The 14806-nt window shown below is 59.0% G+C and carries 16 protein-coding genes and 1 tRNA gene; 4 read left to right on the top strand and 13 right to left on the bottom strand.

The window, feature by feature from the left end; genetic code table 11:
- Positions 1–471 precede the first annotated feature (471 nt).
- The 3 genes from AC1RPZ_RS17105 (at position 472) to AC1RPZ_RS17095 (ending at position 2837) form a co-directional block, all read left to right on the top strand.
- Positions 472–1713 carry a type II and III secretion system protein family protein gene (locus tag AC1RPZ_RS17105; protein WP_493138161.1) on the top strand — a complete coding sequence of 414 codons (1242 nt, stop codon included), beginning with the start codon at positions 472–474 and terminating at the stop codon, positions 1711–1713.
- A gap of 122 nt (positions 1714–1835) precedes the next feature.
- Positions 1836–2546, top strand: coding sequence for a tetratricopeptide repeat protein (locus AC1RPZ_RS17100; protein WP_493138160.1), 711 nt, complete (start codon positions 1836–1838; stop codon positions 2544–2546).
- A gap of 18 nt (positions 2547–2564) precedes the next feature.
- A complete protein-coding gene (locus AC1RPZ_RS17095; protein ID WP_493138159.1) occupies positions 2565–2837 on the top strand; it encodes a DUF3613 domain-containing protein in 273 nt (90 codons plus the stop codon).
- 216 nt (positions 2838–3053) lie between these two features.
- Here the strand turns inward: AC1RPZ_RS17095 and AC1RPZ_RS17090 are convergent, their stop codons facing one another.
- The 12 genes from AC1RPZ_RS17090 to AC1RPZ_RS17035 all read right to left on the bottom strand — a co-directional run bounded on the left by AC1RPZ_RS17090 (position 3054) and on the right by AC1RPZ_RS17035 (position 13388).
- Complete coding sequence (locus AC1RPZ_RS17090) at positions 3054–4016, bottom strand: type II secretion system F family protein (protein WP_493138158.1); 963 nt, start codon at positions 4014–4016, stop codon at positions 3054–3056.
- Positions 4017–4045: 29 nt separating this feature from the next.
- Positions 4046–5032, bottom strand: coding sequence for a type II secretion system F family protein (locus AC1RPZ_RS17085; RefSeq protein WP_493138157.1), 987 nt, complete (start codon positions 5030–5032; stop codon positions 4046–4048).
- Positions 5029–6471 carry a TadA family conjugal transfer-associated ATPase gene (locus AC1RPZ_RS17080; RefSeq protein WP_493138156.1) on the bottom strand — a complete coding sequence of 481 codons (1443 nt, stop codon included), beginning with the start codon at positions 6469–6471 and terminating at the stop codon, positions 5029–5031. Before AC1RPZ_RS17080 ends, AC1RPZ_RS17085 begins: the two co-directional genes overlap by 4 nt.
- A gap of 3 nt (positions 6472–6474) precedes the next feature.
- Complete coding sequence (locus AC1RPZ_RS17075) at positions 6475–7695, bottom strand: AAA family ATPase (protein ID WP_493138155.1); 1221 nt, start codon at positions 7693–7695, stop codon at positions 6475–6477.
- The gene (locus AC1RPZ_RS17070; protein WP_493138154.1) at positions 7689–8183 is read right to left on the bottom strand and encodes a TadE/TadG family type IV pilus assembly protein; all 495 of its coding nucleotides are present in this window, start codon (positions 8181–8183) and stop codon (positions 7689–7691) included. Before AC1RPZ_RS17070 ends, AC1RPZ_RS17075 begins: the two co-directional genes overlap by 7 nt.
- Positions 8183–8677 (bottom strand): TadE/TadG family type IV pilus assembly protein, encoded by a 495-nt coding sequence (locus AC1RPZ_RS17065; protein WP_493138153.1) that lies wholly within the window; start codon positions 8675–8677, stop codon positions 8183–8185. The genes AC1RPZ_RS17070 and AC1RPZ_RS17065 overlap by 1 nt, the downstream gene beginning before the upstream one ends.
- 8 nt (positions 8678–8685) lie before the next feature.
- Entirely contained in the window at positions 8686–10032 is a 1347-nt protein-coding gene (locus AC1RPZ_RS17060; protein WP_493138152.1) for a pilus assembly protein TadG-related protein, read from the bottom strand.
- A gap of 75 nt (positions 10033–10107) precedes the next feature.
- Entirely contained in the window at positions 10108–10926 is an 819-nt protein-coding gene (gene cpaB, locus AC1RPZ_RS17055) for a Flp pilus assembly protein CpaB (RefSeq protein ID WP_493138151.1), read from the bottom strand.
- Between the two features lie 15 nt (positions 10927–10941).
- Positions 10942–12276, bottom strand: coding sequence for a DUF8689 domain-containing protein (locus AC1RPZ_RS17050; protein ID WP_493138150.1), 1335 nt, complete (start codon positions 12274–12276; stop codon positions 10942–10944).
- A 2-nt stretch (positions 12277–12278) separates the two neighbouring features.
- A complete protein-coding gene (locus AC1RPZ_RS17045; RefSeq protein WP_493138149.1) occupies positions 12279–12809 on the bottom strand; it encodes an A24 family peptidase in 531 nt (176 codons plus the stop codon).
- Positions 12810–12839: 30 nt separating this feature from the next.
- The gene (locus AC1RPZ_RS17040) at positions 12840–13034 is read right to left on the bottom strand and encodes a Flp family type IVb pilin (RefSeq protein ID WP_493138148.1); all 195 of its coding nucleotides are present in this window, start codon (positions 13032–13034) and stop codon (positions 12840–12842) included.
- Between the two features lie 159 nt (positions 13035–13193).
- On the bottom strand, positions 13194–13388 hold the full coding sequence (locus tag AC1RPZ_RS17035) for a Flp family type IVb pilin (RefSeq protein WP_493138147.1): 195 nt from the start codon (positions 13386–13388) through the stop codon (positions 13194–13196).
- 412 nt (positions 13389–13800) lie between these two features.
- Here AC1RPZ_RS17035 and AC1RPZ_RS17030 point away from each other — a divergent pair, with 412 nt between their 5' ends.
- On the top strand, positions 13801–14670 hold the full coding sequence (locus AC1RPZ_RS17030; RefSeq protein WP_493138146.1) for a helix-turn-helix transcriptional regulator: 870 nt from the start codon (positions 13801–13803) through the stop codon (positions 14668–14670).
- Between the two features lie 59 nt (positions 14671–14729).
- On the opposite strand, the gene AC1RPZ_RS17025 is transcribed toward AC1RPZ_RS17030, so the two are convergent.
- Positions 14730–14805: transfer RNA gene (locus tag AC1RPZ_RS17025), tRNA-Gly, on the bottom strand.
- Position 14806: the final 1 nt, after the last annotated feature.

The following is a 14806-nucleotide window of genomic DNA, read 5'->3' as shown; positions in this document are numbered from 1 at the left end:
AAGTTATACCGGCGTGAGTTGTCCACGTTTTGTTCAGCGATCAGATAGCAGATTGGCACAAGGAGTTACCTCACTATGATCCTGGCTGGCGTTTTTCTATTGAGTGCCCTGATTGCCAGTTACTTTTTGGGGGAACCACGTCGGCGGACAGTGCGGTTTATAGCCACTGTCGCTGTCGAGCCTGTGCCTATCGTTCTGGTCGGTAGCCTGTCCGAGCCAAACAAGGCTGGCAAAAAAACCTCGCGGGGCCTGAGCCCAGGTCTCTGGATCACTAACGACAGTTTTAGCGTAGGTCGCTCGCCGGCCAGTAGACCAGCGTATTGCGTCTGCTCACGCGCAGCACCCAGGAATATTGCCGGGGCCACTAATGGTTAGTGGCCTGGCGAAGTGGAGGGCCGGCCCGGGCCCCTTGAAGAAATCCAAGGCAACCAGGTCAGCCCGCAGATGGCCTATTCAGCGAGGATGCACTTAATGAGCTATCGTACCGTGCCCGCTTTCAAACGAGTTATCCATGGCCTGTTGTGGATGGGCCTTGGAGTGGACGCGGCTCAGGCCGCGGCGAACAATTGCTCGCAATTGGCAAGTTTACCCGCCGTGTTCGAGGTCGGTCAGGGACTTCAGGATGAGTTGCGCATGCCGGTCCCGATCAAGCAGTTGGCAGTGGGCGACCCGAAAGTGGCCGACGTGCAAACCAGTAGCAGCAACTCCTTCATACTCACAGGTGTATCCCCCGGAGCCACCAGCCTGATGGTCTGGACCGCCTGTTCGCCGACGCCGCGCCAAAGCATGGTGTTCGTCAAGGGCAGGGCCACCGCGGCGCTGACCAGCGTGTCGACGGTGCCTTCCGAAGACCCGCTGTTGCCGAGCCAGGTGCAGACCGACATCCGCTTCGTTGAAGTCAGCCGCACCAAATTGAAAGAGGCCAGCACGTCGATCTTCGGCAAAAGCGGCAATTTTCTGTTCGGCTCGCCGGGCACCGTGCCCGGGGTGACTGTGACCCCTGGTCAGATTGGTAGCCTGAGGCCAAACATCCCGCTGAATAACAGCACTTTCAATATCGGCTTCGGCGGCGGCAATGTGCTGGGGATGATCAATGCACTGGAAGGCAGTGGCTTTGCCTACACCCTGGCGCGGCCGAGCCTGGTGGCCCTCAGTGGACAGAGTGCGAGCTTCCTGGCCGGTGGTGAAGTGCCGATTCCGGTGCCCAGTTCAAGCAGCAACAACTTCTCCATCGAGTACAAGGAGTTCGGTGTCCGCCTGACCCTGAGCCCAACCATCGTAGGGAAAAATCGCATAACCCTGAAGGTAGCACCAGAGGTTAGCGAGCTGGATTTCACCAACGCCGTGCAAATCGCCGGCACCGTGGTCCCGGCGCTGACCGTGCGACGTACCGACACCAGCATTTCCCTGGCCGATGGCGAAAGCTTTGTCATCAGCGGCCTGATCAGCAACAAAAACAGCTCCCAGGTGAACAAGTTTCCGGGGTTGGGCGATATCCCGATTCTCGGCGCGTTCTTCCGCGATAACACCATCAACCGTGAAGAGCGCGAACTGTTGATGATCGTCACTCCGCACCTGGTTCAACCGCTGGCAGCCAACGCACAACTGCCATCATTGCCTGGTGAACAACTGCGTAATTACGACCCGAACTTCTACCGCATGTACTTCCTCGACAGCGGCGACTTCGACAGTCGCATGGGGCTCTCGCAATGAGCCCGAGCCTGAACCAGACCTGTCTCGCCATCACCCGTAACGACGGTGACCTTGAGCGCGTCCCCGGCCGGATTGGTTGCCATTGGCCAGGTGTTCAACGTGTTGTAGCCAGAGGACAGTCAATGAAAGCGCTCATTGCAATAGCGGCGACAATGATGCTCGCAGGTTGTGCCACAAATGGCCTGTCTTCGCGACCGAGTAGCTGCGCGAGTCCAGGTTCGGATCAGCAGTTGTCCCTGAATCTGGCCGACGACATGACCAGCGATGGCCGTTTGTATGCCAGCCTGGCGAATCTGGAAGGGTTGCCTGAGGATCTGCCCCAGGTTCGCCTGCGCAAGGCTCGAGTCCTGCGCCTGCTGGGTCGTAACGACGCAGATCCGCTGTATAAGAGCCTGCTCGGCACTTGTCTGGCCGCTGAAGGCGAGCATGGCCTGGGCCAGTTGGCCGCTGCCAGAAATGATAACGCGGCCGCCGTGGATCACCTTGAGCGTGCAATGAGGATGGCCCCCACCGACGATAAAATCCGTAATGACCTGGGGGTCGTCTACCTCAATCAGCGTCGGATTAATGAAGCACGCTTTCAGTTTCTGACAGCCATGGAGCTCAAGCAGTCAGACTCACTGGCGGCACTCAATTTGGTGACACTGCTGATCTATCAGGATAACTGGAAGCAGGCTGCCGAGCTCGCGAACCGCGCCAGCCTGAGCCCCAAGCAAGTCAGCGAAGCTCAAGCTCGCGCGGAAAGACTCAAGGCCCCCGCTAAAAAAGTGGTGGCGTCCGAGGGAAATCGCATGACAGAGGTAGTCGATGCCTCCCCCAGTGCGACCAAGTAGAAACTACGAGGAGTCGAGATGAATACCAAGAGGCTGTTGATAGCGTGCATGGTTTCCCTGTCCACGACCGCCTGGGCTATTGAGCCGGGGCCCTCTTCGGTGGCACAACAAGGCACTGAACAGTGGATGCAACTACAGATTCGCGGCGTGGTTGCCTCCCCTAAACTGCAAACCGTCTCGTCCACCGAACGTGACCTGTCCATGCAACGCTGGCTGAATAGCTTTACCTACCCGATTCCTGAACGTTATGAGCAAAAGGTATCGGGAAGTATGAGCACCAGCAGCAAATGAGACACGTCGGTGAGCGATCAGCCTCCGGCGTAGTCCAGAGTTACCTGGCAAGAACGCCGGAGCCAATAACGTGCGTGGGTAAAAGGGTAAAAGGGTAAAAGGGTAAAAAGGGTAAAAAGTGGATCAGGCGCCGGGCCTGACCCACATAAGACTTGCTCCATCTTGTGCTCCGAGAGCACAGCCTTCCTGCTCGACAGCAAACTACTCCCGCTTATCTCACCCGAATGCTTTGAGCACCCCGAGCAGAGCCGGCCCAATGGCGACCAGGAAGAAGCTCGGCCACAGACAGAAGATCAGTGGGAATATCAGCTTGGTACCGATTTTCGCCCCCATTTCTTCGGCTGCCTGTGTACGCCGGTCGCGAAACTCATCGGCATAGATGCGCAGGGTATCGGCCACGCTGGTACCAAAGCGGATACTCTGCCCCAACAGGCTGACCAACCCTTGCACATCTTCCAGCCCGGTGCGCACGGCCAGTTGCTTCAGCGCCTCGGTACTGGTAATGCCGGCGCGTATTTGCGCATTGACCAACGCCAGCTCCTCAGCCAGCTCGACCTGACTGACCGCCATCTCCTCAGCTACCCGTTCTATGGTCGTCGGCAAGGCCAGACCTGATTCCACGCAGACCACCATCAGATCCAGGGCATCCGGAAACGCGGCACGCAGCCGGGCCTGGCGCCGCTGCTTGCGCTTGCCGACATACATCGCTGGCAGCAGCCAACCGACAGCGGCCGCCATGAGCACCAGCAGCAGGCCCAGGGTCAGGGAAAGCCTGGGAATCAGCGGCAAAGCCAGCAGCGCAACGCCAACCAATATCAGCGGAAACAGCAAGCGCACCGCCCAGTACATCTGCACCGCCGAAGACGAGCGGTACCCCGCGTGCATCAACAGGAGCTGGGTTGCAGACGTCTGAGCTGATTCGGCTGAGCCAAAACGCTGGCCGACCCGCTCCAGCAATAATTGCAGATTACCCGGCGCATCCGGCCCCGCGGCACTCCCGAAATGCCCCCGTTTGATCAGCGCAAGCCGACGCTGCATCGGGTCCTGCAGCCCCAACAACAGCAATATCACGGTGACGACCGCGAGCACCGTACTCAACCCTATCGCACTGACAAACAACAGGCGCGCCAGCGCCTCATTACTCGTCACCCGACTGAACAACCCGAGCAAATAGTCCATGACCTGCACCTCCACGTGGCGAAAACCGCTTAAACCTGAATCCGGATGATTTTGCGGATCCAGACAATCCCGACCAACATGGCGCAGAAAGCCCCAATGATCAGCTTATGGCCGATCGGATCATTGGTCAGCACAGGCAAGTAGCTCGGGGTTGTGATCAGGATCACCGCCGCCAGCACGAAGGGAATGGACACCAACACCCAGGCCGACATTCGCCCTTCGGCCGATAAGGTCTTGACCTTGCGCTGAAAGCGGAAGCGCCCCCGGATCAGGCGACTCAAACGCTCCAGCACCTCGGTCAGATTGCCACCGGTCTCGCGATGGATGAGGATCGACGTCACCAGCATCATCACCGTCATGCTCGGCATACGCTCCAGCAGGCCGAGCATGGCCCGGCGCACATCATTGCCATAGTTGATATCGGCGAAGGTCAGGCCGAACTCTTGCGCCACCGGCCCTTTGTGCTCTTCGGCGACCAGACGCAGGGTTTCGTTGAATGGATGTCCGGCGCGCAGCGCCCGGCACATGGCATCCAGCGCATCCGGCAAGCCCTCCTCAAACTCGGCAAAGCGTTTGTTGCGGTCACGGAGGATTTTCAGCAGCGGCAGCCAGGCCACCGCAAATGCCACGGCCAACGCCATCCACCAGAGTGACGAAAGCAACAAGACCAAAGCTCCCGCGCCAACGCCCATGGCGATCCCGAGGAACAGCACCCGATAGGCCCGATATTCGTGTCCGGACTGCTCGATCAGCTGTGTCAGGCTCGCCATAAACGGCAGCTGCTCAAGCCTGGCCTCCAGAGGCGACAAGCGTGTCAGGTATTTCTGCCTCAATACGGTCTGCATGTTGGGCAGATTGTTAGCTCTCTCCAGCACATGCAGGCGGCCGCGAATGCGCTTGCGCATCTTGCCCGCCTCGCCGAACACCGGCACCACCACGCCCTGGGACAGGAGGAAGACAGCGATAAACACCATACCGAGAAAGACCAGGATGAATTCACCGGATATATGGTTCATGACTGCCGTGCCTCCATCCATTCAGGCCTGAACAAGTTCAGTGGCAACTCGATGCCACGTTTGGCCAACACGTCGCGAAAGGCCGGGATCATGCCGCTGGGCCGATAATCACCGAGCACTTCACCGTGTTCGCCAATGCCACTGCGCGCAAAAGAGAAAATCTCGGTCATGGTGATGATCTCGCCTTCCATGCCGTTGATTTCCTGCACGCTGACCAGACGCCGCTTGCCGTCCTCCTGACGCTCCAGCTGGATCACCACATCAATGGCCGAAGCGATCTGCTGACGCATGGCCTTGATCGGGAAGGTGGCACCGGTCATCGACACCATGTTCTCGATTCGCCCCAGCGCATCGCGCGCGGTATTGGCGTGGATCGTGGTCAACGAGCCGTCGTGGCCGGTGTTCATGGCCGTCAGCATATCCAGCGCCTCGGCACCCCGCACTTCGCCGATGACAATGCGGTCCGGGCGCATCCGCAGACTGTTGCGCACCAACTCCCTCTGGCTCACCTCGCCACGCCCCTCGATGTTCGAAGGACGGGTTTCCAGACGCACCACATGGGGCTGCTGTAGTTGCAGTTCGGCCGAGTCTTCGATGGTGACGATCCGTTCGTTTTGCGGAATGAAACTGGACAGCACATTGAGCATGGTGGTCTTGCCACTGCCGGTACCGCCGGAAATCAGCACGTTCAAGCGTCCACGAACAATCGCCTTGAGCAGCAGGGCAATGGCCGGGGTCAAGGTTCCTACCTGAATCAGGCTGTCGGTGTTGAGCAGGTCCACGGCAAAGCGGCGGATCGACATGCTCGGTCCGTCGATGGCCAGCGGCGGGATAATCGCGTTGACCCGCGATCCGTCCTTGAGCCGGGCATCCACCAACGGCGAGGACTCGTCGATACGCCGACCCAGACTGGAAACGATGCGGTCGATGATGTTCAGTAAATGCTGATCGTCGCGAAAGCGCACATCGGTCCGCTGCAACTTGCCAAAGCGCTCGACATAGACCGAGGCATAGCCGTTGACCAGAATGTCGGACACGCTGTGATCCGCCAGTAACGGCTCCAGTGGACCAAGGCCGAGCACCTCGTCGGTGATCTGCTTGATGATCAACTGGCGGCTGACCGAACTCACGGGGGCCGAATGCTCATCCAGCAGACGCTGACAAATATCGCGGATCTGCCGCGTGGCCTCGGCCTGCTCAAGGGAATCGAGCAAGGACAGGTCCATGACTTTAAGCAATTGCTGATAGATCTTTTCCCGCCACTCGGCCTCCACCGGGGTGACCTGGCTGCGGGTCTCGTATATAACGTCCGGAACCGAACGTTCCCACGCCATCAATTCCTCTGCCGGATCCAGCAGGTCGTCGCCCGGCTGACCCGACAACGATGCGGCGGGTTTACCGGACTGTTTGCGCAAGCGGTTACGAAAGTCGCTGATCATGGGTCATCCCCCGAAAAAACGGTTGAAGGCACGTTTGAGTAAGCCCTTGTTCCCGGTCATCTGATTGCCGACCAACTCCTCGGTCATCGCGCGCAAGGCGACGGTGATCGGAGCCCGCGGTGCTTGCAGCCCCAACGGCACGCCAGAGTTCTGACTCTGGCTGACCAGGTTGAAGTCGTTGGGTAATTTCAATAAGTTCACGCAGCGCAGGGCCTCGCCGACATCCTTGAGGCTGATTGCCGCCGCCTTGTCATAGCGGTTGACCACCACCTGCAATTGATCCCCGCGCACGCCCAGGTCTTCGCGAAGAATCCGCGTCAGGGAGCTGGCATCCCGCAGATGGCTGACGCTCTGCTGCACCACGACGTACACCCGGTCCGCCTGCTCCAGCACAGAGCCTGTGAGGTGGTCGATTTGCCGCGGCAGGTCGACCACCACCCAGTCATAACTGGCGCGAGCCAACTGCAACAGGGTGTCAAGTTGTTCGGGCTGGGCATCCTGCGGCAGACACAGCTCGCCGGCCCGGCCACCCAGCACATGCAAGGTCGGGCTGAAGTGGCTGCAAAAGCCGCGTAACGCGATACAGTCCATGTCCTCGACCTGCTGCAACACCTCCAGATGGCTGTGCGACTGCGCCACATCCAGGTAATGCGTCACGCTGCCAAATTGCAGGTCCATATCCAGCAACAGGGTATTGCCGCCCTTGACGCTGAGCTGATGAGCCAGGTTGCAGGCCAGCAAGGTGCCGCCGGAGCCGCCCTTGGCGCTCATCACGGCGATCAGTTTGCCTTCTACCCCACTGCTGACCCGGACCTCCATGACCAGACGACTCAAGGCGGCGACCAATTCTGTCTCGGCTATCGGCTCCGGCAAGACATCACGAGCGCCGGCCTGCATCGCCAGACGCATACTGTCCTGCTCGTTCAACAGACCACACACCAACAGCGGCGGACGCTCATGGGCCGGACGCTGTAACAGTGCCGACAGCTCCTCGCGCCACAGGTGGCTTACGCGCACCAACAGCAGATCGGGCATCCGATCCAGACCGTAGAGCGGGTCGACATGCCCATTACTCACCAGGCGCGTGCTCACTTCCAGGCTGGGCATGCGCTGGCAAACGCTTTGCAGATCACGCAGCGCTGTGGCATCGCGGCTGCTGATCAACAATCGCAGCCCGGGTTTGCCGGTCGCGGTGGTTAACGAAGTTTCCTTTATATTCAGCATGGAGTGACCTCCCCCGATTCGGGATGATGCCCAAGGCTTTCGCGTGGCAAGGTCGCCCTGAATACCGGCAGGGTAATCGGCACACCAAACCCGGGAATAAACAGATTGAAAACGTAGCCTTGCAGGCTCAACCGGACATAACGGATGGCACGGAATCCAGTGACGCTGACGGTGTCGGAGGGGTTAGTCACCACAGCACCGTTGGTGTCCAGATAGGTCAGCGTCAGGTTGCCGGTGCCCAGATTGGTGATCAGCTGGCTCGTGCCCGTATTGCCCGCGGGATTGAAGATCGCCCGCTGCAACACGATCGGATCGCTGATATTGCACACCGCCGCCAGGCGCGCACCGCGCCGCACGGATTCATCGAGGGCATTCACCGTGAAGTACAGGCGGCCCATTTCCAGCACGCCGAACAACAGAATGAACACCAGCAAGCCGATGAAGGCGAACTCCACCGCATAGACGCCGCGCATATGTTTGCGATTCATCACAGAGCCCTCATGACGGTTGTGGCGACCAGCGGAACACTCAGCACAATCGGATTACCAAAGAGCCCGGTAATCGAGCCGGTACAATTGCCGCCGCCAATCACCGGGCAGAAGGTATAGGTGATGGTGACCTTCACATGGTCGGGGGGTTGGAGGGGGTTGCCCACCGCGGTGACAGCCACGTTAGCGGTCGTCAACCCTGACACCACCGCAGTCCCGGTGTTGGCAGGCACGCCATAGACCGCCACGTTTTTTGTCTGGGTCTGCAACGTGCTGCTCAGAGTGACAGTGCCAAGCGTCGAGTTCCAGGCCTGGCTGGCAACGTAACGGCCGGCATCACGGCTGGCCTGTAACAGGGTGTTGTACTGAAAGAGCATTCGGCCGAACTCGCCGAGGGCCAGCAACAGCAGCAGCAACAACGGCAGAACGATGGTGAATTCCACCAATGCCATTCCTCGCTGGCCCTGCGGTTGTTTAAAAGCGCGAAGTTCCATGACGCCTCCTACGAGTCAGAGCTCGGAGTGCCGCTGCCATTGATATAGGTTTTGTAGAGCTGAATGATCCGTGGGCCGGCATCACCCGAAGGATTGGGACCGGGCACGTTGTCGCCCTGGCACTCCTGCACGAACTGTCCGAAGATCTCCGAGGTACTTCCCGTGTTACCGGCCGGCTGCACCACGAAATAGCAGCCAAAACCCAGGACCGGAATCGAGGTGGCGCCATTGTTTTGCCCTGTGCAGTTGCCAATCACGATTTTCAGCATCCGTCGTTCGTAGACCCCGGTGCTCAGGCAACCCGTGCCTGAACCGGCAATACACGCCGCAGAACTCGCCAGCCAGTCGTTGTAGCCAAGCACCGCCTTGCCGCCAGCGGTGAGCGTGCCACCGCTCGATATGACGGGTTGGCCCTTATACTCCGCGCGTGGCGGTGTGCTTGAGCTGTTCCAGGTGATCACGGGCGTGCTGTAACTAACCACCAAGTCTGGCGGATACTGCGTGTCATTGAGCCCTCCACTGTACTGGTCGAAGCGGGTGTTCAAACCTTGGGACACCGGGCCGACGTTGTTGCCCGGTTTGGTCGTGACATTTTGCCCGACGCTGCGGCACACCGAGCCGCCTCCCGCCAGGTCATCCCTGACCGTACTGCCACCCGAACCAAAATCGAGCAACTGAAAGTTGCCTGGGCCAATGGCGGATGTAGTGCCAGAGCCCGTTTTCAAATCCTGCAAATCGCCAAATTTATAGCCCCAGAACACTCCGGTGCTCGGGCTGTATTTGGTCGGGTCACCACAGACCATCAGTGGCGCGAGATCACAGGGGCTGGTGGGGCTCGGTCCGGCGGTAGCCATCGCCGCCACCGCCTTGTTGCCCAGACCGGCAGTGCCCAATGACTGGACGAAACTCCAGAAAAAACCGGTCAGGCGATAGCTGGGTACCGTCACCCGAACGTAAGTGGCATTCGCCGGCCCCGGATAAGAGAACGGTCCGTAGACGTTGCTGGCCAGTTCCACCACCGCGAAGGTGCCCGCGTTGTTGCCGATGGCCGTTGCCAACTCGGTGTTGCCCGTGGCATTGGCATTGAGCGTCAGCGTATTCAGCGCGGCAGTGCGCGTTGTGCTGGCAATGCTGGTACCGCCGGTGACCTCGCTCAGGGTTTTGGCGCCACTCAGCGCTGCGGCGTCCACCGCATTTTGCAGGCGGGTCTTGTTCAGCAGCATGTGGCCGCCGTCCAGCGCCAAGGCCGCCATCATGGTGATCGCCGCCAACGCGATCACCATCAACACGGTCACCGATCCCCGCTGGCGCCTTGGCGTTACCGGAAACGGCCGTTGAATTCGAGAATTCATCATCAAGCCCTCATTTACCGATACGGACCCGGATCGGCTCCGCCACTACATAGGTGCCCAGGAAACTATGGCGCCCTGTCAGCGCACATTGACGACATGGGCTTCGATGCCACGGATAACGGTGACAGCCCCGCCGCCACTGGCGCTCCGGTGCACCACGCGTCTTGGCGCTGTTTCGGTGGCCATCGCGATGACCTGTGTAACAGGCGCAGGCGCAACAGGCGCGGCGGTCGGCTTTTTCGTGAGGTTCAGCGGATTGCGCAGCGCCAGTTGCAACTTCCCTTCCGTCTGCGCCGTGACCAGGGTTTCCGCCTCAGTACCCGTCATCTCCAGTGTCACTGCGCGTACTACCACGGGTTGGGTCTTGTCGGTACCCGCCGTCTGATCCACTGCCAACACTCGCAAGTTCTCGAGGATGGTCCTGGACACGGCATTGTTGCTGCTGCCATCCGTGTGTTTGGTCGCCAGCACATCGACCCGGTTACCCGGTAACAGGAACCCGCCGACACCGACCACATCGTCCACCCGTACCGAAATGGCACGCTTGTCGGGGGCAATCAGCGAGGCCAGGGTGCTGCCCCCCAGGTGCTCGCTCAGGCGAGCGCCGCGCACAATATCGCCCCGCAGGATGTCGAACGTGGCGATCTTGCCCACCGCCTTGTCGCTGGAATCGAAGGCATCGTCCGGGATCGTATCCATGGGCATGCGCACGGTCGTGACCTGTTGGGCCTCGACCATCTGCCCGAAAGGAATCTCGACCGTGGCGACTACCACGCTTCGAAGGTGATCATCCGGGCTGGCATTGAGCCGTGCGCTCAGCCAGGAGTTGGCCATCCATGCGGCGCCGAGGCCCAGGACCAGGGAAACACCAACCAAAGTGACAGTACGAGAACTCATGTCTGTATCTCCTACTCAAAGGAAGTCGAGCTGGACGAAGTAGTTGTGCCAGGCCCATTCCAGTTCCTGCGGCGACAGTGGCCCGGAACCGCCCTGGTAACGCTGACGATCGAGCGCCATGTTCAGGAGATCGCGGGGGTGGCAAGGCACCAGGGGCATGCCTTCAATGGCGTAAAGTCTTTGCAGTACATAACGCACCAGCAGCGGGTCATAACGTATGCCCAGGCGCTCGGACTCCTGTTGCCAGATCCGTTCGTACTCTTCGGGCTTCAGGTAACCGAATTGCAGCTTGTAGCCAATCCGACGGAGAAAGGCCTCATCGGCCAACTCCAGGGGATTGAGGTTGGTGGAGAACACCAGAATCAGATCGAACGGCAACTCGCAATGCCGCCCGCCGCCCAGGTTGAGGAAGTCGCGCTTCTCTTCCATCGGGACGATCCAGCGATTGAACAGCTCAGCGGGTGGCATGCGCTGGCGCCCCATGTCGTCGATGATGAACAGGCCATTGCTGGCCTTGAGCTGCAAGGCGGCCTGGTACTGACGGGTGAAGGGGTCATAGCGAACGTCCAGCTGTTCCATGCTCAACTCACCACCGGTGATGACAATCGGGCGCTTGCAGCAAAGCAGCCGACGGTCGATCCCTTCGTTGAGCATCAGATTGTTCTGTTGACTGCCATCATCCAGCCGCTGGTGTACCTGCGGGTCATAGATCTCGATCACCGACTCGTTGATCACAATGGCATGGGGCACCCAGATGGCCTCGGCGAACAGGCGGATCAGCCGACTGCTGACATAGGTCTTGCCGGTCCCCGCGGGGCCATAAATCATGATCGCGCGCCCGGAGTTCAGTGCCACGCCCAGTTGGTCGAGCATCCCCTCCGAGAGCACTACGCCGTTAAGCGCCGTGTGCATATCGTGAGCGCTGATGCGTCCATGGTGAATGGTCTGCACCTTGAGCAGGGAACGGTAGGCACTCACCGGGAACGGTGCCGCTCCGATATAGCCGCTACGCGACAGAGCATCACGGGCGGCACTGCGACCGCGTTCCGTCAGGCCATAACGCAGCGACTGCCCGCTTCCCGTTTGCGCGCCCATCTGCCCAAGCACTTCGATGCGACCATCCTTGCGCAGAAACGCCAGGACCTCTTCCAATACGGCTCCGGTCAGCGCCAGGCGCTCTACCAGCCGCGGCATGTCCAACACGCCGGCGTCGTACAAATGCTTGCACACCAACTCGCCGAGAAAACTGTCTGTCAGACCGGTCTCACTAATAGTGCATGGCTGGGGCGCCAGGCGCTGCACCGCTTCTCGCTCATTGTGGTAGGCATCACTATCGACGATGACGTGCATGACTAACCTCCCAACCCACTGGCAAAGAGTTGCCAGTGAACGGTGTTTAAAGTACCGAGCAGAATGGCAATCGAATAAGGGAAAGGCTTGCCGGCCACCTCATCTGAAGTCGGCGCCAGATAAGCCTGCGCCCTCAGAATCAGCCAATAGCGCCCCAGGGTCTGTAACAACTGACCGCGAACCAGCACTATCAGAAAACCGCACACGCCACCGGCGATCAGGCTGAATAATGCAGCCCACAACGCGTAATGGAACGGTAGAAAACTGCCGACCATGGCCATCAACTTGACGTCGCCGGCGGCCATGCCACCGAGGGCGTACATGGGCAGAAACAGTGCAAAACAGATCAGAATGCCCAGCAGGCTATCTCCCAATCCACTGCCCCCCCCTGAATACGTCTGAGCGACCAATCCCAAGGCAAGTCCCAACAGGATCAGCAGGTTGGGAATACGGTGGCGAAGCAGATCGCTCACCACCGCCACGCCCAAAAGTCCTATTAGTAAAACAGTCGATACCATCAGTTCCGTGGACATGGCGTGCCTCCCGACCGGGAATTATTGTTATCAGCAGGGAGCACCACCGTTAACTGCAGTGCACAGCGCCGTGATTTTGGTATTCACCTGACCTCCAAGAGTCACGAACGCTGCGGCGACAGCCACCGTAATCAATCCACCCGCCACTGCGTACTCCACAATGGTCAGGCCATCCTCGTCTTTGACGAACTTCAGTACCGAAGTCTTGATTGTTTGCAGAGTCATTTTGCTCACCTCACTCCAGCGGCCAAACCGCTCAGAACATACTTTGGTAGAGACAACGCGAAGCCCATCAAGAAAGTTGCCCGGAAACCTCATCAACAAAATAGAAGTAACCGCCTGCTCCATGGGCATCGCCACGTCCCCCAACGAGAACTATCGTTATCAGCAGGGAGCACCACCGTTAACCGCAGTGCACAGCGCAACGATTTTGGTATTCACATGGCCGCCGAGAGTCACGAACGCTGCGGCAACAGCCACCGTAATCAACCCACCGGCCACTGCGTATTCCACAATGGTCAGGCCGTCTTCGTCTTTGGCGAACTTCATTACCGAAGTTTTGATTGTTTGCAGAGTCATTTTGCCCACCTCACTCAAGTGTTGTTCTTCCGGGGAGCAGCACTATTTGCACTGCTTGTAGCTACCTTAGTCAGAGCATCCCCAAGGGGGTTAGGAGGATTTTGCGCATCGCTAGGACTTTTTTGCGGGCATGGCAACTACCCGGTAATTGGCGTCTGCAGGAGGAAAGGAAAGGCTAAAAAAAGGAATGGCCGGCAAATGCCATGTCGTTGATTCACAAGCGACGAACGGTTGATCCCGAATACACCGCCAATACACCCATAAATAACCGCCCGGCCCTGACTTCCAGGCGAAACTTAGAGCGCATAGAACTAAATTCGGTTTTTCTTATAAGGATTTAGTCTGCAAAGTGATATCACATTGACAATACTACTCAGCGGTTGGAGGCACGAAGAACCTAAGGGCCCAACACATGACATCGAACGTGATCAGGAAACCATCGCTACTCTGGTTCGATCGGACCCGCGATCGATCCACGGTAGAGCTCATCGCGCAGTTCGAGCACTTCTGCGACTGCACATTGGCGAAACACTCCATGTTTTCCGGCGCAGAGCGGCCAGACATGATCTGCATCCATTTTGATCGCCCCGACTCACCAGGCCTGAGGCTGCTGCTGGAGATCAAGCGCACCGCACCCACCATCCCGATCACCATGTTCACCGTGCAGCACTCGGAAGAACTGGCGGTATGGGCCATGCGCTCCTGTGTCTGGGAATACATGGTGTTACCCCTATCGGCCAGCGAGAGAGGTCGCTACCTGACCGCTCTGACGCAGCTCTGCGAGTTGCGCCGTAATGCCAACGGCCGAGACAAGACGTCACTGATCGACCACTCCCCGACCCTGCCGGACAGCATCCGGCTGACCCCCGGCCACCAAAAACACCAAGCGCTCAGCAATGTACTGCTCTACATCGACCAGCACTTTCGGGAAAGCATCGACCAGAGGGACCTGGCGAAGCGCTGCGGCATGACTACATTTCGCTTCAGCCGCCTGTTCAAGGAAGCCAATGGACTGGGCTTCACCGATTACATCTTGAATAAACGCATGAACTTCGCCAAGGAACTGCTCGACAACAGCCAGATGCCCATCACCAGCATCGGCTATGAGGCCGGTTTCAGGGACCCTTCCTACTTTGCTCGGGCCTTCAAGCAGTTCGCCAATTGCACACCCAGCGAATACCGCTTGGCACGCCAGATTAGAGTGGCCGTAGCAGCAGAACCGACGCTGGATGAGACAACCGCCGAAGTCATCGATAGCCTGATACACAGCCTTGGAGGCTGAGGCACTTTTATAACGCGCACACAAAAACGCCGCTCAATGAGCGGCGTTTTTGTTAAATATGGAGCGGGAAACGAGACTCGAACTCGCGACCCCGACCTTGGCAAGGTCGTGCTCTACCAACTGAGCTATTCCCGCA

It is taken from the genome of Pseudomonas sp. GW822-FHT02D10 (genome assembly GCF_058802345.1).
The sequence above is the reverse complement of the archived record's forward strand: the minus strand, read 5'-3'. Positions and strand labels throughout refer to the sequence as shown.

Excerpts from the sequence above, each read along its gene's own strand:
- AC1RPZ_RS17105 (WP_493138161.1), top strand. The coding sequence starts at position 472 with ATGAGCTATCGTACCGTGCCCGCTTTCAAACGAGTTATCCATGGCCTG.
- AC1RPZ_RS17100 (WP_493138160.1), top strand. The coding sequence starts at position 1,836 with ATGAAAGCGCTCATTGCAATAGCGGCGACAATGATGCTCGCAGGTTGT.
- AC1RPZ_RS17095 (WP_493138159.1), top strand. The coding sequence starts at position 2,565 with ATGAATACCAAGAGGCTGTTGATAGCGTGCATGGTTTCCCTGTCCACG.
- AC1RPZ_RS17090 (WP_493138158.1), bottom strand. The coding sequence starts at position 4,016 with ATGGACTATTTGCTCGGGTTGTTCAGTCGGGTGACGAGTAATGAGGCG.
- AC1RPZ_RS17085 (WP_493138157.1), bottom strand. The coding sequence starts at position 5,032 with ATGAACCATATATCCGGTGAATTCATCCTGGTCTTTCTCGGTATGGTG.
- AC1RPZ_RS17080 (WP_493138156.1), bottom strand. The coding sequence starts at position 6,471 with ATGATCAGCGACTTTCGTAACCGCTTGCGCAAACAGTCCGGTAAACCC.
- AC1RPZ_RS17075 (WP_493138155.1), bottom strand. The coding sequence starts at position 7,695 with ATGCTGAATATAAAGGAAACTTCGTTAACCACCGCGACCGGCAAACCC.
- AC1RPZ_RS17070 (WP_493138154.1), bottom strand. The coding sequence starts at position 8,183 with ATGAATCGCAAACATATGCGCGGCGTCTATGCGGTGGAGTTCGCCTTC.
- AC1RPZ_RS17065 (WP_493138153.1), bottom strand. The coding sequence starts at position 8,677 with ATGGAACTTCGCGCTTTTAAACAACCGCAGGGCCAGCGAGGAATGGCA.
- AC1RPZ_RS17060 (WP_493138152.1), bottom strand. The coding sequence starts at position 10,032 with ATGATGAATTCTCGAATTCAACGGCCGTTTCCGGTAACGCCAAGGCGC.
- cpaB (WP_493138151.1), bottom strand. The coding sequence starts at position 10,926 with ATGAGTTCTCGTACTGTCACTTTGGTTGGTGTTTCCCTGGTCCTGGGC.
- AC1RPZ_RS17050 (WP_493138150.1), bottom strand. The coding sequence starts at position 12,276 with ATGCACGTCATCGTCGATAGTGATGCCTACCACAATGAGCGAGAAGCG.
- AC1RPZ_RS17045 (WP_493138149.1), bottom strand. The coding sequence starts at position 12,809 with ATGTCCACGGAACTGATGGTATCGACTGTTTTACTAATAGGACTTTTG.
- AC1RPZ_RS17040 (WP_493138148.1), bottom strand. The coding sequence starts at position 13,034 with ATGACTCTGCAAACAATCAAGACTTCGGTACTGAAGTTCGTCAAAGAC.
- AC1RPZ_RS17035 (WP_493138147.1), bottom strand. The coding sequence starts at position 13,388 with ATGACTCTGCAAACAATCAAAACTTCGGTAATGAAGTTCGCCAAAGAC.
- AC1RPZ_RS17030 (WP_493138146.1), top strand. The coding sequence starts at position 13,801 with ATGACATCGAACGTGATCAGGAAACCATCGCTACTCTGGTTCGATCGG.